Source organism: Luteibacter sp. OK325 (assembly GCF_003050935.1).
GTDB lineage: Bacteria > Pseudomonadota > Gammaproteobacteria > Xanthomonadales > Rhodanobacteraceae > Luteibacter.
The window spans coordinates 82218-104153 of sequence record NZ_QAOX01000003.1 but is presented as its reverse complement, the minus strand read 5'-3'; the positions used below and the strand labels follow the sequence as shown (position 1 = coordinate 104153).

Genomic DNA, 21936 nt, shown 5'->3' with positions numbered 1-21936 from the left:
ATGGGTGCCGGCATCATGAAATGGATCGTGCCCTGGGAGTTTTCCTGGGTATTCCTTGTGGTCTTCCTCGCCACGGCCATGACGTACATCGCCGGAAGTCGGCGCCTGAGCGTGACGCCCCTGCGTCAGGCGGCGTTCTGGATCGGTATGGCGATCATCTACGTGGCGCTGCACACGTATTTCGATTATTACGCCGAGCATGAGTTCTTCATGCATCGGATCCAGCAGGTATTGCTGCATCATCTTGCGCCGTTGCTGCTCATCGCGGCGTATCCGGGGACGGTACTGCGCGCTGGTTTGCCGTTTTGGCTGCGTGTGCGCCTGCGTCGTGCCGGACAATCGCTTGCGTGGCGGATCGTTGCCGCGTGCCTGTTCAATCCGGCGTTCGTCACCGCGCTCTTCGTCGCGCTGATCCTGGTCTGGCTCATTCCCGACATGCAGACCATGGCGATGCTGGACTGGCGGATCTACCGCGCCATGAACTGGTCGATGGTGCTCTCGGGGCTGACGTACTGGTGGATCGTGCTCGATCACCGGCCGAAGCCACCGGGAAGGATGTCACCCGGCATTCGCGTGTTGTCGCCAGCGATAACCATGACGCCGCAGATCGTCGCCGGGGCCATCGTCACGTTCTCGAAAACCGATCTCTACCCGATCTTCGAGATATGCGGCCGCGCCTTCACTCTCAACGTACTCACCGGCCAGCTGATCGGCGGCGTGATCATGTGGGTGCCCGCGGCGATGATCGAATCCGCTGGCGGCCTGCTGGCCTTGCGCCAGTGGCTGAGGCTTTCGCGCAACGGGCGCCTGCCGCGCAGGACACCCGTACGGCGCGCCGCGGCGCGTCAGTAGACCTTCGGCACCTTCTCCGCCTTGGCGGTGACCTTGTCCTTCTTTGGCTTGCCCTTCAGTGGCGGCAGGTCGAATTCCTTGTCGGGCGTGAGTTTGTCGGGCACCTGGTCGAGCAGGTGGCGGATCAGGTTGAGCCGGCCTTCTTTCTGGTCGTTGAAGTCGGCGACGAACCACGGCGCATCGGCGGTATGGGTGTGCTGGATCATCGCGTCGCGCAGGTCGCCCATCTCGACGTATTTCTCCCGGGCCTTGAGGTCTACGGGAGAAAGTTTCCAGCGTTTCAGCGGATCAGCCGCGCGCTCGGCGAAGCGTTCTTCCTGGAGGTCCTGGTCGACCGAGAGCCAGTACTTCAACAGGATAATGCCGTCGTCGGCGAGCAACTTTTCGAAGGCCGGGCAGGCCTTCATGAAGGCGTCGTACTGGTCGTCAGTGCAGAAGCCCATGGCTGGTTCGACGACGGCGCGGTTGTACCAGCTGCGGTCGAACAGCACGAGCTCACCAGCGGTTGGAAGCTGCGTCACGTAGCGCTGGAAGAACCACTGGCCGTCTTCGGTCTGCGATGGCTTGCCCAGGGCAACCACGCGTGCGGCGCGGGTGTCGAGCTTGTCCGTGATGGCCTTGATGGTGCCGCCCTTGCCGGCGGCGTCTCGCCCTTCGAGGATCACCAGCATGCGCTTGCCGGTAGCGCGCAGCCAGCGCGTAAGGCCGACCAGTTCAATCTGCAGTGCCTCGAGGTCTTGCTCGTAGGCTTTCTTTTTCTTCTTGCCCATCGGTTCGCCGTCCACAGGGAGAGGTGGTCGGCATTGTGAAGCAGGAAGTGTAAGTTTTGCGCGAGCACCCATCGCCGATGAATCGGCTCCTACACGAAGCTATCGCCGCTGAAGCGGCTCCCACAGGGGGATCGCAGCTTCTTGTGGGGGCCGCTTCAGCGGCAATGCTCTTTGTGGGAGCCGCTTCAGCGGCGATGCTCTTTGTGGGAGCCGCTTCAGCGGCGATGCTCTTCAGCTTGCCGCAATCAGGTTCTGCAGCTCGTCCGCCTGATGCTCCCGCGTGAGCGTATCGATCAGCTCATCGAGGTCGCCCTGCATCGTCTCGAGGAGACGATAGAGCGTGAGGTTCACGCGGTGGTCGGTGATCCGTCCCTGCGGGTAGCTGTAGGTGCGGATACGCTGGCTGCGGTCGCCCGAGCCGACCTGCAGGCGCCGTGACTCGGCCTGGGCGGCGCTCTGCTTGCTGCGCTCTGCATCCAGCAACCGCGCCTTGAGCAGGCTCATCGCGCGGGCGCGGTTCTTGTGCTGACTGCGTTCGTCCTGGCACTCGACGACGGTGCCGGTTGGCAGGTGGGTGATGCGGATGGCCGAATCGGTCTTGTTCACGTGCTGGCCGCCCGCACCCGAAGCGCGGAAGGTGTCGACCTTCAGGTCGCCGTCGCGGATCTCGATGTCGTTGACCTCGTCCTGCTCGGGCAGGATCGCGACGGTAGCTGCCGAGGTGTGGATGCGACCCTGCGATTCGGTTTCCGGCACGCGCTGCACGCGATGCGTACCCGACTCGAACTTCAGTTTCGAGTACGCGCCGCGGCCTTCGATGCGCGCGACGACTTCCTTGTACCCGCCGTGCTCGCCTTCGTTGGCATGCAGGATTTCCACGTGCCAGCGCTGTCGCTCGGCGTAGCGTGCATACATGCGGAAGAGGTCGCCCGCGAAGATGGCGGCTTCATCGCCGCCCGTGCCGGCACGGACCTCGAGGAACAGGTTGCCATCATCACGCGGGTCCTTCGGGAGCAGGAGCAGCTGGAGGTCGGCGTCGAGCGCGCGCAGGTGGTTTTCGATGCGCGCGATGTCATCGGCCGCCATCTCGCGCATTTCGGCGTCGTCGAGCATGGCCCTGGACTCGGCCAGCTCGCGCTCGGCCGTGTCGTGGTCTTTCAGCGACAGCGTCACCGGTTCCAGTTGCGCGTATTCGCGCGACAGATCACGGAAGCGCTGGCCATCGGCGAGCACGTCCGGCTGTGCGAGGAGCAGGCCGATTTCTTCGTACCGTTCGGCCAGGGCTTCGAGTTTGCGGCGGATCGAGGGGGTCATTCGGGGCACGGGATGTGGCAGGAGCCGCACATCATGCGGAAACGTCGTCGTCCGGGTCCAGTCCATAAAGCCGGCCGGCCGCGTGGAGGAGGTCGAGATCGCCGGAAAGCGCGGCATCGCGCAGGCGCGCACTGGGTGCGTGGAGCAGCTTGTTGGTCAGGGTATTGGCAAGGAACGCGAGCGCTTCGTCCGGCGACCGACCCCGGGCCACCATGGCCTGGGCCTTGGCCAACACCTCGTCGCGCTGCGCCTCGGCCGCGACGCGCATGTCCACGGCGGGATTGCGCAGGCTCAGTGCGCGGCGCCACGCCATGTAGCGATCGACCTGGAGGTCGATGATGGCGTCGGCCTCGCGGGCCGCCAGCTCGCGTGAGCGGCGGTTCTCGTCGATCACCTGCTTGAGGTCGTCGATGCCATAGAGGTAGACGTCGTCGAGATGGGCGACCTCTGGCTCGATGTCGCGCGGCACGGCGATGTCCACCATGAACATCGGGCGGCGGCGCCGTGCGGCGATGGCGTCGGCCACCATCTGTCTGGTGACCACCGGCAGGCGCGAGGCGGTGGAGGTGATCACGATGTCGGCTTCGGCGAGATGCCGGGGCAGGTCGGCGAGCGCGATGGCGTAGCCGCTGTAGCGGCCGGCCAGCTCCTGGGCGTTCTCCAGCGTGCGGTTGGCCACGATCAGCCGGCGGACTTTCTTGTCGGACAGATGCCGGGCGGCCAGCTCGATCGTCTCGCCGGCGCCGATCAACAGCACGCAGGCCTGGCGCAGGTCGGTGAACACCTGCTCGGCAAGGCGAACGGCCGTGTAGGCGACGGAGACGGTATGCGCGCCGATGCGTGTATCGGTACGGACCCGCTTGGCCACCGCGAAGGTGTGCTGGAGCAGGCGTTCCATCGGCGCGCGAAGGCTCTGCGCCGAGCGGGCCTGCTGGTAGGCGTCCTTCACCTGGCCGAGGATCTGCGGTTCGCCCAGCACCATGGAGTCCAGCCCCGTGGCGACACGGAACATGTGACGCACCGCTTCCTGCTCGTCATGCCGGTAAAGGAACTCGTCCAGCCGTTGCGGGGTCAATCGATGCTGACGCGACAACCACTGGCGCGGCACGGCCTCGAACCCTTCGGTCACACTGCAGTACAACTCGGTGCGGTTGCAGGTGGAGAGGATCATCGCCTCTTCGACACCCGGTTGACGGACAAGGTCGTCCAGCGCCTGCGGAGCCACCGTGGCATCGAATGCCACCTGTTCACGCAGGCTGACCGGCGCGGAGAGGTGATTGAGCCCGAGGGCGATGAGTGGCATGACGGGCGTGAGTCGGCTTCGGTGGCGTCGGCTAAGCTAAGGGCGCATTGTGCGCTCACAAGGCGCCTGGCTCTTGCAGCGCCCTATCGATGATGACGGAGACTAGTGTGCTGAGCGGTCGGTCCAAGTTCAAGCAAGTGCGGCATCTTGTGGTTCTGGTCAGCCTGGCGGCCGTCGCTACCGGCTGTGCCATGGCGCCCCCCGAGGCGCCCAGGGCGACCCGAACGGGCGTCCAGCCACTCGATCGGCTTCAGGTGGCCATTCTGCCCCCCGAGCGCGACGTCCAGGCCCAACTCATGGCGGGTGATTTTGCGTTGGCTGCCAACGATCTCAAGGCCGCCGCCGAGGCTTATGGCAACGCGGCGCAGCTGAGCGACGACCCCCGGGTTGCCGGACGGGCGACCGAGCTGGCTCTGGCGGTGCACGACCAGGCCGCCGCCACCAAGGCGCTTGACCGCTGGGCCGCGCTCCACGGCAAGCCGCTGGATCTGGCCGAGGGCAGGGCGCGGGTGGCCCTGGATCGGGGCGATACCGTGGAAGCGGAGCGTCAGCTCAATGCCATGATCGCCACCGGCGACCCGGACGCCTGGCGCGAGATCGGCCGCACCCTGATGAGTGCACGCGACGCTGCCCAGGCGGGTGTCCTGCTCGAGCGGGTCGCTACGCCGCAGCGCTTGCCCAACGATTCCAGCGCATGGCTGGCCATGAGCGAGCTGGGCGAGAACCTGGGTCGGCACGACTACGCAAAATCCGTCGGTGACGGAGCCATGGCGCGTTTCCACGACGGCACCACGTACGCCTGGGCCGCGCAGCAGAAATTCCGCGCTGGCGACAAGGAGGGCGCGAAGAAGCTCTTCGCCAAGGCGGTCGCCAAGGACCCCCGGAACACCCGTCTGCGCCTGGCCTATGCCAGCGTACTGGCGCAGGGAGGCGACGAAAAGGCGGCCGCGAAGCTGCTCTCCACCGGGGCCCAGGACAGCGACACCTATACGATGCGGATGACGCTGGCCGCCCGCGCCGACGACAAGGCGGCCGTGGGTCGCCTCTATGAAGAGATCCGCCACCAGCCGGACAGCGTCCAGTCGGACAACGCTTTTACCCTGGGCCAGTTGGCTGAGCTGCTTGGCAAACAGGAAGATGCGCTCGACTGGTATGCGGCGGTCAGCGACGACGATCCGCACATCTACGACGCCTCGGTGCGCAGCGCCGTCGTGCTGCACCTGCAAGGCAAGGACGACGACGCACACGAAGTCGTCGCCGAGCTGCAGACGACCTATGCGGATCGCCCCGAGCAGTTGCTCAAGGCGTTTGCACTCGACGGCGAGCTGTACATGGATGCCCGCCAGTTCGACGCCGCCGCGGCTTCATATGACAAGGCGCTGCGCGTCAAGCCCGACGACACCGACATGCTCTACGGCCGCGGTCTCGCCTACGCGGAAGCCGGAAAGATCGACCAGTCCGTGGCGGACTTCCGCAAGGTGCTTGAGATCAAACCGGGTGACATCGAGGCGAGCAATGCGCTCGGGTACACGCTGGCCGACAACGATCGCGACCTCGGCGAGGCGCAGAGCCTGATCCAGGCCGCTCGCAGCGCGCGTCCAGACGACCCGTCGGTCGCGGATTCCTGGGGTTGGCTGAAGTTTCGCCAGGGTCAGCTCGACCAGGCCGAAAGCACCCTGCGAAGCGCCTGGCTCAGGCGCAAGGATGCCGACATTGGCGTCCACCTCGCCGAAGTGCTGTGGAACCGCGGCGAGCAGGACGAAGCCCGCAAGGTGCTCAACGAAGTGCGTCGCATCGATCCGAAGAACGCTTCCCTGGAGCGGACCGAGCGGAAGCTCAAGCCTTGAGGGGCCTTCATCCTGGAACCCCTGTGGGAGCCGCTTCAGCGGCGAATGGGCGTCACCGCTCCGTTGGCTTTTCGCCGATGAACCGGCTCCTACAGGTACCTTTTTCGCCGATGAATCGGCTCCTGCAGAAAAACGTCGTCCTGCTTTCGGTGCTGTTGCTTGCCGCCTGCGCCACCACGAGGGCGCCGGTGCGCCTGCAGGGCGATTCCACCACCCTCGGCATGCAGGAGCAGCGCGAACGCAGCCTCGCCGATGCGGACCACTGGACCCTCGAAGGCAAACTGTCCGTCAGTGACGGCAAGGACAGCAACTCCGGCACGTTGACCTGGCGACAGGACGGCGAGCGCTACGAATTCACCGTGCGCGGGCCGATCACCGGGCGTACGTTCCGGCTTACCGGTGGTCCTGACGGTGCCGAGCTGGAAGGCCTCGATGGCGGCCCGCGCCGCGGAGCCGACGCCGAATCCCTGATGGCCAGCACCGTGGGCTGGCAAATTCCGCTGGCTGAGCTGAAGCGCTGGGCCCTGGGCCTGCGTGCCGACACCGGTCCGGCGGACATCGCCTTCGGCACCGATCGTCTGCCATCGCGTCTGATCCAGGACGGCTGGACCGTCGACTACAAGCAATGGGACGCCACGCGGCAGCCGGCCATGCCGACCCGTGTTTTCGCCGAGAAAGCGCCCTACAAGGTCAGGCTGTCCGTCGAGAACTGGTCGTTCGGTCGATAGCGCGCCGCTATACTCCGACCCTGTCGAAGCCCCCCGGTCCATGATGAATTTTCAGATCTCCCGCGCCCGCGCGGATGACGCCGAGCGCCTTTGTGCCATCGAGCGGGCCGCCGTCGAGCTGTTTCGTGGGCACGAGGCGTGGCACGCCTATTCGTCGATGGCCCTGCCGGGCGATATCGTGCGTGAGCTGATCGTCCGGGGGCTCGTGTGGGCTGCCACGGTGGACGAAGAGATCGTGGGTTTCGTCTGCCTCGATACCGAGGGGCCGCCCGACGTGATCGGCGTCGCGGAGATCGACGTGCTTCCGGCCTTTGGTGGCAAGGGCATCGGCGCGGCCCTGCTCGAACATGCCTGCCAGTGGGCACGCGAGGCGGGGTATCGCCGGGTCGACCTGGGTACCCTGGCCGACGTCCCGTGGAATGCGCCGTTCTATGCGAAGCACGGCTTCAGCGTGGTCGACAAGCACGGACCCGCCTTTGCCCGGGCCCTTGAGCGCGATCGCGAAAACGGCTTCCCCGATCACCTTCGGGTGTTCATGAGTCGCCCGCTGGCACCCCTGGAAGAGGGTGACTGGACTGCGTGGCCCGCCCCGGCAAAGCTCAATCTCTTCCTTCGCATCGTCGGCCGCCGTGACGATGGCTACCACGAGTTGCAGACGGTGTTCCGCCTGCTGGACTGGGGCGACGAAGTGCGCCTGCGGATTCGGGGGGACGGCGTGATCACCCGCCCGACGCCGATCAGCGGGGTTCCCGAAGAGGCGGACCTGACCATCCGCGCTGCCCGTCTTCTCGCCGCGGAGACGCGGACCGAGCTGGGCGCGGACATTGATGTGGCCAAGCGCATACCCATGGGCGGCGGCCTGGGTGGAGGCAGCTCTGACGCCGCGTCCGTCCTGGTAGGGCTGAATCTGCTCTGGCGTACCGGCCTGGACGAGGACGCCCTGGCCGCCCTCGGGGTCAAACTCGGCGCCGATGTCCCGGTTTTCGTCCGCGGCCGTTCGGCCTGGGCGGAAGGGGTGGGGGAGCAGCTGACCCCGATGCGCCTGCCCCGACGCTGGTACGTGGTCGTGGATCCCCGCGAGAACGTGCCCACGGCGGCACTATTCCGGGCTGTCGAATTGACACGAAATGCCCCGCGGGCGACAATTTCATCCTTTGTTTCCGGGGATTCCGCGGAGAACGCCTTCGAGCCGGTGGTTCGCGCGCGTCACCCGCGGGTAGCGGCTGCACTGGACTGGCTGGGCGGCTTCGGCCACGCGCGCCTGTCCGGTAGTGGTGGTTGCATCTTCCTGGAAACGAGAACCCACGAGGCGGCCCTTGCGGTCGCCTCGCGTTGTTCCGGGGGCTTCAGGGCCCACGTGGCAGCGGGTGTCGACCCTTCGCCGCTGCATGTCGCGCGGCAACGGATCGAAGCTTCGGGCATCGGGTAGTAAGGACGGTAGGGCCGCGGGCTGCGGCAAAACGAATTGTTGGGGCGTCGCCAAGCTGGTTAAGGCACGGGATTTTGATTCCCGCATGCGCAGGTTCGAATCCTGCCGCCCCAGCCACCGTTCGCGGTGGCAAAGCCGATCCAACCCTCTCTCATGCCAGGAGTTCCTACGTGGATACGTCCACCCCGATGCTGTTCAGTGGTAACGCGCACCGTCTGCTCGCCGACGATGTCGCCGCCCGTCTCGGTATTCCGCTTGGCAAGGCGCTTGTCGGCCGGTTCAGCGACGGCGAGGCCCAGGTCGAGATCGAGGAGAACGTTCGTAAGCAGGAGGTCTTCGTCATCCAGCCGACGGGTGCTCCCAGCGCAGAGAACCTGTTCGACCTGCTGGTGCTGATCGATGCGCTCAAGCGCGCATCGGCCGGTAGCGTGACCGCGGTGATGCCGTATTTCGGCTATGCCCGCCAGGATCGTCGCCCGCGCTCGGCGCGTGTGCCGATCACGGCGAAGCTGGCTGCCAAGATGATCGCGACGGCAGGTGCCGACCGCGTTCTGACGATCGACCTGCACGCCGACCAGATCCAGGGCTTTTTCGATATCCCGGTCGACAACGTGTACGCCTCGCCGGTGCTCCTGGCCGATATCTGGCGTCATCACAGCATGGACGACCTGATCGTGGTCAGTCCCGATGTCGGTGGCGTGGTACGTGCCCGTGCACTGGCCAAGCGTCTCGACGACGCGGACCTGGCGATCATCGACAAGCGCCGTCCGAAGGCGAACGTGGCCACGGTCATGAACATCATCGGCGACGTGGAAGGTAAGACCTGCGTACTGGTGGACGACATCGTCGACACCGCTGGCACGCTCTGCGCCGCCGCGGCGGCACTGAAGGAAAAGGGCGCCCGCAAGGTCGTCGCGTACTGCGTCCATCCGGTGCTCTCGGGTGCCGCGATCCAGAACATCGAAGGCTCCCAGCTCGACCAGCTGGTAGTCACCAATACGCTGCCGTTGCGCGACAACGCCCGCGACTGTGCGAAAATCCGCCAGTTGTCGGTTGCGGAACTGCTCGCGGAGACGATCCGCCGCATCGCCTTTGGCGAATCGGTAAGCTCGCTCTACATCGACTGACGTATCGTTTTTCGGGCTCCCCTGGTCGCGGAGGAGCCCTTTACCAGTCGCCGGAAGGCGGCTTTCAACACTGAGGCAACACCAATGGCAACGAATCATCAGCTCACGGCTACCAGCCGCAAGATCGAGGGGAAGGGTGCGAGCCGCCGCCTGCGTCTTGCCGGTTACGTGCCGGGTATCGTGTACGGCGCAGGCGATGCGCCGCAGGCGATCCAGGTCCTGCACAACGACGTCCTGCTCGGCTCGCGTTTCGAGTCGTTCTACTCCTCGGTCATCGACCTCACCGTCGACGGCAAGAAGCAGAAGGTCCTGATCAAGGACTGGCAGAAGCACCCGTTCAAGCAGCTCATGCTGCACATGGACTTCCTGCGCGTTAACGAGAACGAAGTCCTCAAGGTCGCCGTCCCGGTGCACTTCCTGAACCAGGAAAAGTCGCCCGCCGGCAAGACCGCCGGTCTGGTCATCTCGCACAACCTGACGGAAGTCACCGTCTCGTGCCTGCCGAAGGACCTCCCGGAGTTCATCGAACTCGACCTCGCCAAGCTCTCCGCCGGCGACATCGTCCACCTGTCCGACCTCAAGCTGCCGGCCGGTGTGGAAATCCCGGAACTGGGCCTGGGTAAGGAACACGACGTTGCCGTCGTGACCGTCGCCTCGGTCCAGGAAGAAGTCGATCCGGAACCGGCTGCAGGCGTGGAAGCGCCGGCTGCCGAAGACAAGCCGGCCGACAAGAAGTAATCGGCACTGTGTGGGAGCCGCTTCAGCGGCGAAAAGCCAACGAAGCGGTTTAGCCGAAGGCCCCATCGCCGATAAATCGGCTCCCACACAAGCCTGATGAAACAATGGCAACACTACGTCTCATCGTCGGCCTCGGTAACCCCGGGGCCGAATACGTCAGGACCCGGCACAACGCCGGGTTCTGGTGTGTCGACGCCCTGGCCATGGATCAGGGAGAGCGTTGGACCTTCGACGGCAAGCTGCATGGCGAAACCTGCAAGCTGCGCCTCGCTGGCGAGACCGTCTGGCTGCTCAAGCCCGCGACATTCATGAACAAGAGTGGCATCGCCGTCGCATCGGCGCTGCGCTACTACAAGATCGCGCCGGAAGAGTGTCTCGTCGCCCACGACGAGCTCGACCTTCCGCCCGGCACCGTCCGCATGAAGTTCGACGGTGGCCACGGCGGCCAGAACGGACTGCGCGACATCGTGGCCCATCTTGGCCACGGCAAGTTTCACCGCCTGCGGATCGGCATCGGCCATCCGGGGCACAAGGACAAGGTCACCCCGTGGGTGCTCGGCCGTCCTAATGCGGCCGACGAGGACGCCATCATGCACGGCATCGGGCGCGCGTTCGACGTGCTGCCGCTGGCGCTGGATGGCAAGTTCGAAGAGGCGATGAAACGCCTGCACACGGTCGCCTGACCGCACCAATCACTTCTATCGGACCTGAATCGCCATGGGCATCAAATGCGGCATCGTCGGCTTGCCTAACGTCGGCAAGTCCACCCTGTTCAACGCGCTGACGAAGGCGGGCATCGCCGCGGCGAATTTCCCGTTCTGCACCATCGAGCCGAACACCGGCATCGTTCCCGTGCCCGACCTGCGCCTGACACAGCTCGCGGACATCGTGAAGCCGCAGCGCGTGATTCCTACCACCATGGAATTCGTCGACATCGCAGGCCTGGTGGCCGGCGCGTCGAAGGGTGAAGGCCTGGGAAATAAGTTCCTCGCCCACATCCGCGAGACCGACGCCATTGCGCACGTAGTCCGCTGCTTCGTAGACGACAACGTCATCCACGTGGCGAACAAGGTCGATCCGATCTCCGACATCGAAACCATCGACACCGAACTGGCGCTGGCCGATCTCGAAGCCGTGCTGAAGGCGCTCGATCGCGCCACGCGTTCGGCCAAGGCCAACGACAAGGACGCACTGGCGAAGAAGCCGGTGCTCGAGAAGCTCGCGAAGGCACTCGACCAGGGCAGGTCGGCCCGTTCCGCTGGCCTCGACGCCGAAGAGAAGGCGCTCGTCCGTGACATGTTCCTGATCACGATGAAGCCCTTGATGTATATCGCCAACGTGGCGGAAGACGGCTTCGAGAACAATCCGCACCTGGACGCCGTGCGCGCCCACGCGCAGCTGGAAGGCGCCGAGGTGGTGCCGATCAGCGCGGCCATCGAGGAAGAGCTCTCCCAACTCGAAGATGCCGACCGCGACGAATTCCTCAAGGATCTCGGGTTCGACGAGCCGGGCCTGAACCGTCTGATTCGTGCCGGCTACCGCCTGCTCGGCCTGCAGACCTATTTCACTGCCGGCGAGAAGGAAGTTCGTGCCTGGCAGGTTCGTGCTGGTTCCACCGCGCCGCAGGCCGCTGGCGTGATTCACACCGATTTCGAGCGTGGCTTCATTCGCGCCGAGACGGTCGCCTTCGACGACTTCATCAAGTTCAAGGGCGAGCAGGGTGCCAAGGAAGCCGGGCGCCTGCGCCTGGAGGGCAAGGAATACCTGGTGAAGGAAGGCGACGTGCTCCACTTCCGCTTTAACGTCTGATCGTTGGCGTTGTTTCCGGATGGAAAAAGCCACGGCTCGGGCCGTGGCTTTTTTAATGAGTTCCGTGGATATCTCGGGCGTGGGGGCAACGTCAGGACGGCCGGATACTTTGCCTGCCAGGACCGAACGCCGCCGTTCATCCAAGCTCTGGACGAGACGCGGGTGGCTGCTGAAATACCTGTGCTTAAACGCTTGCCTTAGCGCTTTCGATGGCGTATCTCACGCGTCTTCTCGGCTAGCCACTTCCAGGCGACAAGCACGGTCGGCACACCGAGCGACCACCAAAGGCCCAGGCTATCGAGGAAGGCGCCGTGGACGAGTGCGCGAGCGGCGACCCCGTTACCCACGTCGACCGAGGCGTGGCAGGCCATGAGACCCTGCACCATGAGGAAGCCGAAGAGAAAGAGCAGGGTGTAAGGAATAACGCGGACGACATTTCCGATTAGTCCGATGATGTCCGCGATCCATCCTGATGTGAAGAAATCCCATAGGTGTTCCAGAATCACGACTCGCTCCCTATTGGCCGTGACCGGATCATACGTGGGCCCCACGGCCGCGCCAGCGGCACAATTCAATCGCTTGCAATTGAATATCCGCAACCCTACATTCCAGTGATGAGCAAGAACGCCCTCCCGCCAGGCATCGAAGCGCCGCGCACCCTCGACGGGCAGCTTTGCTTCGCGCTGTATTCGGCCAACCTGGCGATGGGCAAGCTCTACCGTCAGTTGCTGGCAGACCTGGAGCTGACCTATCCGCAGTACCTGGTCATGCTGGTGCTGTGGGAGGGCGATGGCATCACGGTTTCTGAGTTGGGCGAACGTCTGTTCCTTGATTCGGCCACCCTCACTCCGCTGCTGAAACGCCTGCAGACCGCCGGCCTGGTCCAGCGCACGCGTGGAACGCGCGACGAGCGCCAGGTCATTGTCACGCTGACGGATGAGGGCAGGGTACTGCGCGAAAAGGCGGGTCAGGTTCCCGTCGACGTCTTTTGCGCGACGGGTTGCGAGATCGATGAGGTTGTCGGCCTCAAGAGCCAACTGGAAAAGCTCCGCGCAGGCCTGATCGACACCAACAACGCCTGAGCGACGAGGCGAGATCAGCCGGTGATCTGCCGCTGCATGTGGTCCAGGTACTGATCGAGTTCCGCCACGCTGGCGAACACCTCGGCGATCGGCACCGCCTTCACGATGTCGAAGACCTTCTTCACCTGCGGCTGGGGGTTGAGCAGGAGCGTGCGGCCATCGCGGTCATGCATCTGCTTGCGTAGTTGCGCGAGGCTGCGCAGGCCGGCGCTGCTGATGTATTCGAGGCCGGAAAGATCCATGACCAGGGTGCCACCGTTGTCGACCAGCGGCGTGATGTCACGCAAGGCCGCGTCGAGATCGCCAAAGGTCTCCGCGTCGAGTCGCCCCTCGAGCCAGACGGTGGTGCGGGCGGGAATCGGGCTTTCGCTGCGAACGATCAGGGTCATGAGGAAGGCTCGTCGGACAAGGATGGATCGAAGCGGATAACGACACGGTTGCCGTGTGCGTCGCGTGCATATTCGAAGTCACTGGCGATGCTGCGCGCCAGGTGCAGTCCCAGCCCGCCGATCTCGCGATCCGCGATGTCGCCGGGCAGGTCGGGTGGATCGTGCAGGAGGGGGTCGAACGCTTCGGCGTCATCACGCAGTTCCAGGCGGACGATGTCGGCGCGGATCTCGAGGTGGATATCGATCTTGCCTTCGCGGCCGTCGGGATAACCGTGGCGCACGGTATTGACCAGCAGTTCCTCGAGCACGAGGCGGACGTCGGCGCGGCAGGCATTGTCCACGGCCGCACGGTCGAGCGTGAGCTCGGCCCGATCGAGGGCGAGGAATACATCTTCGAGGCGGTTAGGAATGCACAGCCGCATCGAGGCGGGCTCCCTCGGCACCGGTGTCGTGCCAGGTCAGGGCGAGCAGGGCGATATCGTCGTAGGCGGCAGCGCCCTCGACATAGGCATCGACGTCATCCAGCACGCGATCGACGAAGGCTTCCGGCGTGGCGCCTTCCTCGACGCGTGACACGCTTTCGAGTAGCGCGTGCGCGCCGTAAAGCTTCTGGTTTCCGGCATGCGCCTCGCTGACGCCGTCGGTGTACATGAGCACGGTGTCGCCCCCTAGCAACGTGAGTACACGTACAGGGTAGCGCGCTTCGCGGTCGAGGCCGAGCGCGGGGCCGGTTTCCACGTCGATCAGGATGGTGCTGCCGCCGGCGTGCAAGACTGGCTGTTCGTGTCCCGCGCTGGCGAGCGCGAGCAGTCCGGTTTCGGTCTCGACGACCCCGCAGAGCAGGGTGACGAACATGCAGGTGTCGTTGCCCTTGCACAGTTCGCGGTTGAGCGCGCCCAGGATATCGCTGGGCGAGCGCGCATGGGTGGCGATCGTGCGCGCGAGTGTGATCGTGCGCGCCATGAACAGTGCGGCAGGAATGCCCTTGTCCGAAACATCGCCGACCATCACGCAGACGTGTCGTGCGCCAAGGGCGAAGTAGGTGTACAGGTCGCCGCCGACCGCGCTGGCGGGCCGCAGCGCCGCATGCAGTTCGAGCCGGCCATCTTCGGCCAGCCAATGTGCCTCGGGAATCAGCGCGAGCTGGATCTGCCGGGCGATCTCCAGCTCGCTGGCCATGCGTTCCTGTTCGCGTGCCGTGCGCTTGGCCGTGTCGATATGGCCGGCGAGCTGGTGACGCATCTGGTCGAACGCGCGGGTGAGTCGGCCAACTTCGTCGTCACGGCGAACCACGGGCAGGGCGAAGTCGAGGTCGCCGCGCGACACGTTCTCCGCTCGCTCGGCGAGGACACCGAGAGGTGCCATCAAGCGGCGCGTCACTACCAGCGTGATCAGTGACACGCCGGCCAGGGCGAGTACGCCAAGCATGATGTCGACCATGTAGGTGTGGCGCAGGTCGGCCAGCACCTGTCGCTCCGGCATGCTCAGGCCGAAGGTCCAGCGCGTGCCGTTGATCGGTACGAAATACACCCAGACGGGCTCGCTCACGCGACCGCCTTCCTCGGGCGTGATGCGTACGGGGTTGCGGTTCTCGGCCACGGCGGAAAGCAGCGGCCGGCTACCCCGTGTTCCGATATACGACACCCAGTCGTGGGCGAGGAATTCGCCGTTGGTGTCGAGTACGAAGGCGGAGGCATGGTCGGGCTTGGTCAACCCGCCGAGCAGCTTCTGCAGCCAGTCAAGGCTGATGGTGGCGTCGGCGACGCCGATTACCGGAACATTCTTCCCCGGGATGGCCATGGAGAAGCCGACCAGGGTCTCGTTGCGCTCTTCCGAACGGAACGGCGGTTGCCAGCATCCGCGGTCGCAGTTCAGTCCGCGAATGAACCAGGGCGAGCTCCAGTAGGGCTCGGGATCGCTGAGGCGACTGCCCATGACGATGCCGCCATCCGGTTTTCGCCGGGCCACCGGGGCGTCGTCCTCGCGCAGGGACGATCGATCGCGGGGCACGAAGGCGGCGCTGATGTCCCCGATCTCAGGGTTGGCCACGAGGATGTCGTGGATGATCGCCGGCGCCTCGTCGCGCCGTGAGCTGAGCAGGCTCGCCAGCACCTGGTCGACCTTGGCGACGCCGTCGACGCGCGCCTGGATCCGGTTGGCGGCGGAAGAGGCGATGGCCGAGGCCTCTCGCTCGGTCTGCCTGAGGGTCTGCTCGCGGGTATGTGTCAGCAGCAGGCCGCCCGTGACGATCAGGACGATCGCCGACCCCAGCAGGACGGCCAGGGCGAGTCGGGAGGCGACGCTGCGAAGGACCATCAGGCATTCCTGGGGTGCGTAGGGTTGAATCTATGCCGGCCGGGGCGGCCGGACAAGCCGCCAGGAGGCCATAATGCGACTTTTCAGAGCAAGGTAATTGCATGCCCGGCACGCAACGTGAGGTCGAATTCCGTTTCCTGGCCCAGCCGACCGACGTGAACTTCGGTGGAAAGGTCCATGGAGGCATGGCGATGAAGTGGCTGGACCAGGCCGGCTACGCTTGTGCCGTGGGCTGGAGCGGCGCCTATTGCGTCACCGCCTCGGTCAGCGGCATCCAGTTCCTTGCGCCGATCCTGATCGGCGACCTGGTCACCGTGCGTGCCCGCCTTATTCACACGGGCACTTCGAGCATGCATCTGTCGGTGGATGTGCTCGCCCGCGACCTGCGCAGCGGCGAGCAGCGCCTGGCCACCAGCTGCGTCATGGTCTTCGTGGCGCTCGACAAGCCCGACGGTGGCAAGCCGACCCCCGTCCCGCCGTGGAAGCCGGTGGAGGAGAGGGATCTGCGCCTGCAGGAGTACGCCCTGAAGCTCATGGAGATGTCCCGGGCGATGGAACCGCTGGTTCTTGCTACCCGCGAGGCGTAAAAACGCTTCCCTTCACAGAGGCACCTCGCTACACTTCGCGGCCCACCCGTCGACGGCCCGTATCGACGGGGTGTCCGGGCCTCCGGAAGCCGTCATTGCACGCTGATTCGCCTGCAGAAGTTATTGACAGTTTCCGGGACGCTCGCGACAATAGGCGTTCTATGTTGGAGGAATACCCAAGCGGCCAACGGGGGCAGACTGTAAATCTGCTGGCTTACGCCTTCGGTGGTTCGAATCCACCTTCCTCCACCAGACGAGTTCCGCGCAGTGCGGGAGTAGTTCAATGGTAGAACTTCAGCCTTCCAAGCTGATTGTGCGGGTTCGATTCCCGTCTCCCGCTCCATTGTAACTTCGCGCGCTGCGTAATCGTGCTCATGTAGCTCAGTCGGTAGAGCACTTCCTTGGTAAGGAAGAGGTCGCTGGTTCGATTCCAGTCATGAGCACCATCTTCGTCGTCCGCGGCGGTTCCTTTTTTACTATCTCATTGGCTCCAGCGGAGTTTAGCGCTCATGGCAAAGGGTAAGTTCGAACGTAAGAAGCCGCACGTCAACGTCGGCACCATCGGTCATGTCGATCACGGCAAGACCACGCTGACCGCTGCGCTGACCAAGATCGGCGCCGAGCGTTTTGGCGGTGAATTCAAGGACTACGGTTCGATCGACGCTGCGCCGGAAGAGAAGGCACGCGGCATCACGATCTCGACCGCCCACGTCGAATACGAATCGCCGATGCGCCACTACGGCCACGTCGATTGCCCGGGACATGCTGACTACGTCAAGAACATGATCACCGGTGCGGCGCAGATGGACGGCGCGATCCTGGTGTGCTCGGCCGCTGACGGCCCGATGCCGCAGACCCGCGAGCACATCCTGCTCTCGCGTCAGGTCGGCGTGCCGTACATCGTCGTGTTCCTGAACAAGGCTGACATGGTCGACGACGCCGAGCTGCTCGAGCTGGTCGAGATGGAAGTGCGCGAGCTGCTGTCGAAGTACGAGTTCCCGGGCGACGACACCCCGATCATCCACGGTTCGGCCCGCCTTGCTCTTGATGGCGACCAGTCCGAGATCGGCGTGCCGTCGATCGTCAAGCTGGTCGACGCGCTCGACAGCTGGATCCCGGAGCCGGTGCGCGTGATCGACAAGCCGTTCCTGCTGCCGGTGGAAGACGTGTTCTCCATCTCCGGTCGCGGTACGGTGCTGACCGGTCGCGTCGAGCGCGGTATCGTCAAGGTCGGTGATGCGGCTGAAGTGGTTGGCCTGAAGGACACCCAGCAGACCACGGTCACGGGTGTGGAAATGTTCCGCAAGCTGCTCGACCAGGGTCAGGCCGGTGACAACGTCGGCGTGCTGGTCCGCGGTCTGAAGCGTGAAGACGTCGAGCGCGGCCAGGTGCTGGCAGCTCCGAAGTCGGTCACGCCGCATACCGAGTTCGAGGGTGAGGTGTACATCCTGTCGAAGGACGAGGGTGGCCGTCACACGCCGTTCTTCAGCAACTATCGTCCGCAGTTCTACTTCCGTACCACGGACGTGACCGGTTCGATCAAGCTGCCGGAAGGCGTCGAGATGGTGATGCCGGGCGACAACGTGAAGATCAACGTCACGCTGGGCTTCCCGATCGCCATGGACGAAGGCCTGCGTTTCGCGATCCGTGAAGGCGGTCGTACCGTCGGCGCCGGCGTCGTGGCGAAGATCAACAAGTAATACACGTGATGCCGGCCCTCCTGGGGCCGGCATCCCTACTGTTTCATTTGTACGCCAGTAGCTCAATTGGCAGAGCAGCGGTCTCCAAAACCGCAGGTTGGGGGTTCGAGTCCCTCCTGGCGTGCCATTCTTGAGCGCGCATGAACACGAAGGCAGAACAAGCCAAGGGTATGGGCCCGGCCGACATCGGCAAGCTAACGCTTGCTTCCATCGTGCTCATCGCCGGCATCGTCGGTTTCTACTATTTCAGCGATAACCCGAACGTGCCGTCTTTCGCGCGCGTTATCGGTGTTATTGCCGCTGTCGCCGCCGCCCTGGCGATCGGCGCTTTTACGGTCCCTGGCCGTAAGCTGCGCGGCTTCATCGCCGAGTCGCAGTTCGAGTTGCGCAAGGTCGTCTGGCCGTCGCGCGACGAAACGTTGAAGACCACCGGTATCATCATCGTGGTCGTCATCATTCTCTCGCTGCTAATGGGGCTGATCGACTGGTTGTTGAAGACGGTCGTGCTCGATTGGCTGCTTAAACTCGGACATTGAGGTAAGGCATGAGCAAACGCTGGTACGTGGTTCACGCCTATTCGGGTTTCGAACAGCAGGTTCGCAAGGCCCTGACCGAGCGCGTCGTGCGCGAGGGCATGGAAGAGAAGTTCGGTGAAATCCTGGTTCCGACTGAGGAAGTCATCGAAATGCGCGGCGGCCAGAAGCGTCGCAGCGAGCGCAAGTTCTTCCCCGGTTACGTCCTGGTGCAGATCGAAACCGATACCAACGGCAAGACGCCGCGTATCGACGACGAGTGCTGGCACCTGGTCAAGGAAACCCCGAAGGTCATGGGTTTCATCGGCGGCACTGCCGACCGTCCGCACCCGATCAAGGACACCGAGGCCGAGGCCATCCTCAGCCGGGTCCGCGAAGGTGTCGAGAAGCCCCGTCCGAAGGTCCTCTTCGAGCCGGGCGAAATGGTCCGTGTCACCGAAGGCCCGTTCAACGACTTCAATGGCGTCGTTGAGGAAGTCAATTACGAGAAGAGTCGCCTGCGCGTCGCGGTGCTCATTTTCGGTCGTTCTACCCCGGTCGAGCTCGAATTCGGCCAGGTGGAGAAGGCCTAAGGGCCTCCTGGTCGGTCGTCCCGACCCATCCGGCACGGGCGTTGCATAGCCCGCATCGGACGCCTATAATGCCCGGTCCACGCTGGAGCTTTATGCTCCGGCGTGTCCGTGTTTCAGGGGTTCGCATAGGCGAATCCATTCACCACCAGGGAAGGTCTACAGCGAGGAGCCGCAAGGCGCCAGCACTCGCGAGGAAAGTTAAATGGCAAAGAAAGTCATTGGTTACATCAAGTTGCAGGTGAAGGCCGGCCAGGCTAACCCCTCGCCGCCCGTGGGTCCGGCGCTCGGTCAGCGCGGCCTGAACATCATGGAGTTCTGCAAGGCGTTCAATGCCGCCACGCAGAAGCTCGAGCCGGGTCTCCCGATCCCGGTCGTGATCACGGCCTATTCGGACCGTACCTTCACCTTCATCACGAAGACCCCGCCGGCCTCGATCCTCCTCAAGAAGATCACGGGCGTGGCCAAGGGCTCGCCCAAGCCGAACACCGACAAGGTGGGCAAGGTCACCCGCGCCCAGCTCGAGGAAATCGCGAAGCAGAAGGAGCCGGATCTCACGGCTGCCGATCTGGATGCCGCCGTGCGTACGATCGCCGGCAGCGCGCGTTCCATGGGCCTGGTAGTGGAGGGTTAAGAAATGGCAAAGCTCACGAAGCGTATGAAGGCCGCTACGGCCGCCGTCCAGCCCGGCAAGACCTACGGTCTTGAAGAAGCGCTGAAGATCGTCAAGGACAACGCCAAGGCGAAGTTCGCCGAGTCGGTCGACGTCTCCGTCCGTCTGGGCATCGACGCGAAGAAGTCGGACCAGGGTGTTCGCGGCTCCTCGCTGCTGCCCCACGGCACCGGCAAGACCGTCCGCGTCGCCGTGTTCGTGCCGCCGGGTGAGAAGGCGGATGCCGCTCTCGCCGCCGGTGCCGACGCTGTCGGTATGGACGACCTCGCCGAGAAGATGGCCGCTGGCGATCTGAACTACGGCCGCGTCATTGCCACCCCGGACGCGATGCGCGTCGTCGGTAAGCTCGGTCAGGTCCTCGGTCCCCGTGGCCTGATGCCGAATCCGAAGGACGGCTCGGTCACCGCCGACGTCGCCACGGCCGTCAAGAACGCCAAGGCTGGCCAGGTCAAGTTCCGCAACGATAAGGGCGGCATCATCCACGCCACCATCGGCAAGGCCAGCTTCGACGCTGCCCAGCTCGCGGACAACCTGAACACACTGGTCGCCGACCTGCTCAAGGCCAAGCCGGCCGCGGCCAAGGGTCAGTACATCCAGCGCGTTGCGATCTCCAGCACCATGGGCGTGGGCGTGCCGGTCGATACCTCGACCGTGAACACCTCGGCCAAGTAATTCGTTTTACGGCCTCCGCCGGGTCTCCCGGCGGAGGAACGTTTTTGAAGGCAGCCCCGGTCGTAAGTCCGGTGCAGCCGTCAAAGACCGTAGGCGCGTTCAGCGCGCGACGGCGACGAGCAGGGAGCTCGTGTTGGCATGGAAACGCCGTCGTCGTTAGCGGGATCGCTTAATCGGATGCCTCCACGGGTCTGGCCTGCGTAGATGGTGCTGCCCCTTCTGGTATTCGTTTCGAATCTGGAAAGGCCACCACCCGGGACACCTCGTGTCCCCGACGTCAGGACGATGTCGCCCAGGACCGCAAGCGGCAGGAGCCGTGAGCGGAGTTCATTTGGAGGAGTGCAATGGCTCTCAATCTGTCCCAGAAGCAAGAAGTAGTCGCCGAGCTGGCAGAAGTCGCTGCGAAGGCTCACTCCTTGGTCGCCGCCGAGTACGCAGGCACCACGGTCTCTCAGATGACCGCGATGCGTAAGAAGGCTCGTGAGTCCGGTGTTTTCTTGAAAGTTGTCAAGAACACGCTGGCCGCACGCGCTGTAGCCGGTACCGAATTCGAGGTCGTCCAGGACGCTCTCGTCGGTCCGCTGCTGTATGCGTTCTCGCTCGAAGAACCCGGCGCTGCCGGGCGCGTGATCAAGGAATTCGCAAAGACCAACGACAAGCTGATCGCGAAGGTCGTGTCCGTGGAAGGCAAGCTGCTTCCCGCCGCCCACGTCGATGTGCTTGCCTCGCTGCCGACCCGTCAGGAAGCGCTCGCCATGCTGGCTCGCGTCCTTATCGAGCCGATCGCGATGTTTGCCCGCGCCGCCAAGGCCGTGGCCGACCAGCAGGGTGGTAGCGACGTCGTCGCCGCCGAAGAAGCCCCGGTCGAAGCCTGATCCCGTCGACTTTCCATACCGAAACCATTTCAGAAGGTAAGAAAACAATGTCCACCCTGACCACCGAACAGATCGTCGAAGCCATCAAGGCCAAGTCCCTGATGGAAATCATGGAACTCGTCAAGTCGATCGAAGAGACCTTCGGCGTCTCGGCCGCCGCTCCGGTTGCCGCTGCTGCCGGCCCGGCCGCTGCCGCTGTTGAAGAACAGACTGAATTCGACGTGATCCTGAAGTCCGCCGGCGAGAAGAAGGTCGACGTGATCAAGGCCGTTCGCGCCATCACCGGCCTCGGCCTGAAGGAAGCCAAGGACCTCACCGAGGCCGGTGGCGTCGTGAAGGAAGCTGCCTCGAAGGACGACGCTGCCAAGTTCAAGAAGGATCTGGAAGCTGCCGGCGCCACGGTCGAACTCAAGTAATCGGCGCTTTGCGCGCCAGTAGTTCGACATAGCGTCAAGTGAGCCTGGGGGCGTAAGCCCCCGGGCTTTGGCCGTTCCCGGCCTTGCTCTACCGATCGTGTTTGAAGATCCACGTTCCACGTTCCGTCCATCGGAAATGGGACATCGGGAGTTGAGGGCAGCGATGCCCTGCAGTCGAATCTCGATCTCCGATTTTCGATCTATTTT

At 64.3% G+C, this 21936-nt stretch carries 24 protein-coding genes and 5 tRNA genes; 22 read left to right on the top strand and 7 right to left on the bottom strand.

The window, feature by feature from the left end:
• Nucleotides 1–852, top strand: coding sequence for a cytochrome c oxidase assembly protein (locus tag C8J98_RS08245; RefSeq protein WP_107912722.1), 852 nt, complete (start codon nucleotides 1–3; stop codon nucleotides 850–852).
• Here C8J98_RS08245 and ppk2 read toward each other — a convergent pair.
• From ppk2 to hemA, 3 genes are all read right to left on the bottom strand, one after another.
• Complete coding sequence (gene ppk2 / locus C8J98_RS08240) at nucleotides 846–1622, bottom strand: polyphosphate kinase 2 (protein ID WP_107912721.1); 777 nt, start codon at nucleotides 1620–1622, stop codon at nucleotides 846–848. The genes C8J98_RS08245 and ppk2 overlap by 7 nt on opposite strands.
• Before the next feature lie 231 nt (nucleotides 1623–1853).
• Nucleotides 1854–2936, bottom strand: a complete 1083-nt coding sequence (gene prfA / locus C8J98_RS08235; RefSeq protein ID WP_107912720.1) for a peptide chain release factor 1 — start codon at nucleotides 2934–2936, stop codon at nucleotides 1854–1856.
• A gap of 31 nt (nucleotides 2937–2967) precedes the next feature.
• Nucleotides 2968–4239 (bottom strand): glutamyl-tRNA reductase, encoded by a 1272-nt coding sequence (gene hemA, locus C8J98_RS08230; protein ID WP_107912719.1) that lies wholly within the window; start codon nucleotides 4237–4239, stop codon nucleotides 2968–2970.
• A gap of 254 nt (nucleotides 4240–4493) precedes the next feature.
• Between hemA and C8J98_RS08225 the strand changes: the two genes are divergently transcribed.
• The 8 genes from C8J98_RS08225 to ychF all read left to right on the top strand — a co-directional run bounded on the left by C8J98_RS08225 (nucleotide 4494) and on the right by ychF (nucleotide 11917).
• Nucleotides 4494–6086, top strand: a complete 1593-nt coding sequence (locus C8J98_RS08225; RefSeq protein ID WP_233260168.1) for a tetratricopeptide repeat protein — start codon at nucleotides 4494–4496, stop codon at nucleotides 6084–6086.
• Between the two features lie 110 nt (nucleotides 6087–6196).
• Nucleotides 6197–6814 (top strand): lipoprotein insertase outer membrane protein LolB, encoded by a 618-nt coding sequence (gene lolB / locus C8J98_RS08220; RefSeq protein WP_107912717.1) that lies wholly within the window; start codon nucleotides 6197–6199, stop codon nucleotides 6812–6814.
• A gap of 43 nt (nucleotides 6815–6857) precedes the next feature.
• Nucleotides 6858–8243, top strand: coding sequence for a 4-(cytidine 5'-diphospho)-2-C-methyl-D-erythritol kinase (gene ispE / locus C8J98_RS08215; RefSeq protein WP_107913046.1), 1386 nt, complete (start codon nucleotides 6858–6860; stop codon nucleotides 8241–8243).
• Between the two features lie 40 nt (nucleotides 8244–8283).
• Nucleotides 8284–8360: transfer RNA gene (locus C8J98_RS08210), tRNA-Gln, on the top strand.
• A 71-nt stretch (nucleotides 8361–8431) separates the two neighbouring features.
• Entirely contained in the window at nucleotides 8432–9370 is a 939-nt protein-coding gene (locus tag C8J98_RS08205; RefSeq protein ID WP_107912716.1) for a ribose-phosphate diphosphokinase, read from the top strand.
• A gap of 84 nt (nucleotides 9371–9454) precedes the next feature.
• The gene (locus C8J98_RS08200; protein WP_107912715.1) at nucleotides 9455–10108 is read left to right on the top strand and encodes a 50S ribosomal protein L25/general stress protein Ctc; all 654 of its coding nucleotides are present in this window, start codon (nucleotides 9455–9457) and stop codon (nucleotides 10106–10108) included.
• 104 nt (nucleotides 10109–10212) lie between these two features.
• Nucleotides 10213–10791: an aminoacyl-tRNA hydrolase gene (gene pth / locus C8J98_RS08195; RefSeq protein ID WP_107912714.1), complete on the top strand. Its 579-nt coding sequence runs from the start codon at nucleotides 10213–10215 to the stop codon at nucleotides 10789–10791.
• A 34-nt stretch (nucleotides 10792–10825) separates the two neighbouring features.
• Nucleotides 10826–11917 carry a redox-regulated ATPase YchF gene (gene ychF, locus C8J98_RS08190; RefSeq protein WP_107912713.1) on the top strand — a complete coding sequence of 364 codons (1092 nt, stop codon included), beginning with the start codon at nucleotides 10826–10828 and terminating at the stop codon, nucleotides 11915–11917.
• 197 nt (nucleotides 11918–12114) lie between these two features.
• Here the strand turns inward: ychF and C8J98_RS08185 are convergent, their stop codons facing one another.
• A complete protein-coding gene (locus tag C8J98_RS08185) occupies nucleotides 12115–12423 on the bottom strand; it encodes a hypothetical protein (protein ID WP_107912712.1) in 309 nt (102 codons plus the stop codon).
• 108 nt (nucleotides 12424–12531) lie between these two features.
• On the opposite strand from C8J98_RS08185, the gene C8J98_RS08180 reads away from it, so the two are divergent.
• Entirely contained in the window at nucleotides 12532–12999 is a 468-nt protein-coding gene (locus tag C8J98_RS08180; protein ID WP_107912711.1) for a MarR family transcriptional regulator, read from the top strand.
• 14 nt (nucleotides 13000–13013) lie between these two features.
• Here the strand turns inward: C8J98_RS08180 and C8J98_RS08175 are convergent, their stop codons facing one another.
• Genes C8J98_RS08175 through C8J98_RS08165 form a run of 3 tightly spaced genes read right to left on the bottom strand, consistent with a single transcriptional unit; the run spans nucleotide 13014 to nucleotide 15704 of the window.
• Complete coding sequence (locus tag C8J98_RS08175) at nucleotides 13014–13388, bottom strand: STAS domain-containing protein (protein WP_107912710.1); 375 nt, start codon at nucleotides 13386–13388, stop codon at nucleotides 13014–13016.
• Nucleotides 13385–13810 carry an ATP-binding protein gene (locus C8J98_RS08170; RefSeq protein ID WP_107912709.1) on the bottom strand — a complete coding sequence of 142 codons (426 nt, stop codon included), beginning with the start codon at nucleotides 13808–13810 and terminating at the stop codon, nucleotides 13385–13387. The genes C8J98_RS08175 and C8J98_RS08170 overlap by 4 nt, the downstream gene beginning before the upstream one ends.
• Nucleotides 13791–15704, bottom strand: coding sequence for a SpoIIE family protein phosphatase (locus tag C8J98_RS08165; RefSeq protein WP_107912708.1), 1914 nt, complete (start codon nucleotides 15702–15704; stop codon nucleotides 13791–13793). The genes C8J98_RS08170 and C8J98_RS08165 overlap by 20 nt, the downstream gene beginning before the upstream one ends.
• Before the next feature lie 101 nt (nucleotides 15705–15805).
• Here C8J98_RS08165 and C8J98_RS08160 point away from each other — a divergent pair, with 101 nt between their 5' ends.
• From C8J98_RS08160 to rplL, 12 genes are all read left to right on the top strand, one after another.
• Nucleotides 15806–16291, top strand: a complete 486-nt coding sequence (locus C8J98_RS08160) for an acyl-CoA thioesterase (protein ID WP_107912707.1) — start codon at nucleotides 15806–15808, stop codon at nucleotides 16289–16291.
• Between the two features lie 166 nt (nucleotides 16292–16457).
• A tRNA-Tyr gene (locus tag C8J98_RS08155) sits at nucleotides 16458–16543 on the top strand.
• 17 nt (nucleotides 16544–16560) lie between these two features.
• Nucleotides 16561–16634 (top strand) — tRNA-Gly (locus C8J98_RS08150).
• 27 nt (nucleotides 16635–16661) lie between these two features.
• Nucleotides 16662–16737, top strand: a tRNA-Thr gene (locus C8J98_RS08145).
• Nucleotides 16738–16800: 63 nt separating this feature from the next.
• Nucleotides 16801–17991: an elongation factor Tu gene (tuf, locus tag C8J98_RS08140; protein ID WP_107912700.1), complete on the top strand. Its 1191-nt coding sequence runs from the start codon at nucleotides 16801–16803 to the stop codon at nucleotides 17989–17991.
• A 51-nt stretch (nucleotides 17992–18042) separates the two neighbouring features.
• Nucleotides 18043–18118 (top strand) — tRNA-Trp (locus tag C8J98_RS08135).
• A gap of 13 nt (nucleotides 18119–18131) precedes the next feature.
• A complete protein-coding gene (gene secE, locus C8J98_RS08130; RefSeq protein ID WP_107912706.1) occupies nucleotides 18132–18527 on the top strand; it encodes a preprotein translocase subunit SecE in 396 nt (131 codons plus the stop codon).
• A gap of 8 nt (nucleotides 18528–18535) precedes the next feature.
• Nucleotides 18536–19096 (top strand): transcription termination/antitermination protein NusG, encoded by a 561-nt coding sequence (gene nusG, locus C8J98_RS08125; protein ID WP_046969513.1) that lies wholly within the window; start codon nucleotides 18536–18538, stop codon nucleotides 19094–19096.
• Between the two features lie 202 nt (nucleotides 19097–19298).
• Complete coding sequence (rplK, locus tag C8J98_RS08120) at nucleotides 19299–19727, top strand: 50S ribosomal protein L11 (protein WP_046969514.1); 429 nt, start codon at nucleotides 19299–19301, stop codon at nucleotides 19725–19727.
• A gap of 3 nt (nucleotides 19728–19730) precedes the next feature.
• Nucleotides 19731–20438 (top strand): 50S ribosomal protein L1, encoded by a 708-nt coding sequence (gene rplA / locus C8J98_RS08115; protein WP_107912705.1) that lies wholly within the window; start codon nucleotides 19731–19733, stop codon nucleotides 20436–20438.
• A gap of 344 nt (nucleotides 20439–20782) precedes the next feature.
• The gene (gene rplJ, locus C8J98_RS08110; protein ID WP_107912704.1) at nucleotides 20783–21313 is read left to right on the top strand and encodes a 50S ribosomal protein L10; all 531 of its coding nucleotides are present in this window, start codon (nucleotides 20783–20785) and stop codon (nucleotides 21311–21313) included.
• 47 nt (nucleotides 21314–21360) lie between these two features.
• Nucleotides 21361–21729: a 50S ribosomal protein L7/L12 gene (rplL, locus tag C8J98_RS08105; RefSeq protein ID WP_107912703.1), complete on the top strand. Its 369-nt coding sequence runs from the start codon at nucleotides 21361–21363 to the stop codon at nucleotides 21727–21729.
• Nucleotides 21730–21936 lie beyond the last annotated feature (207 nt).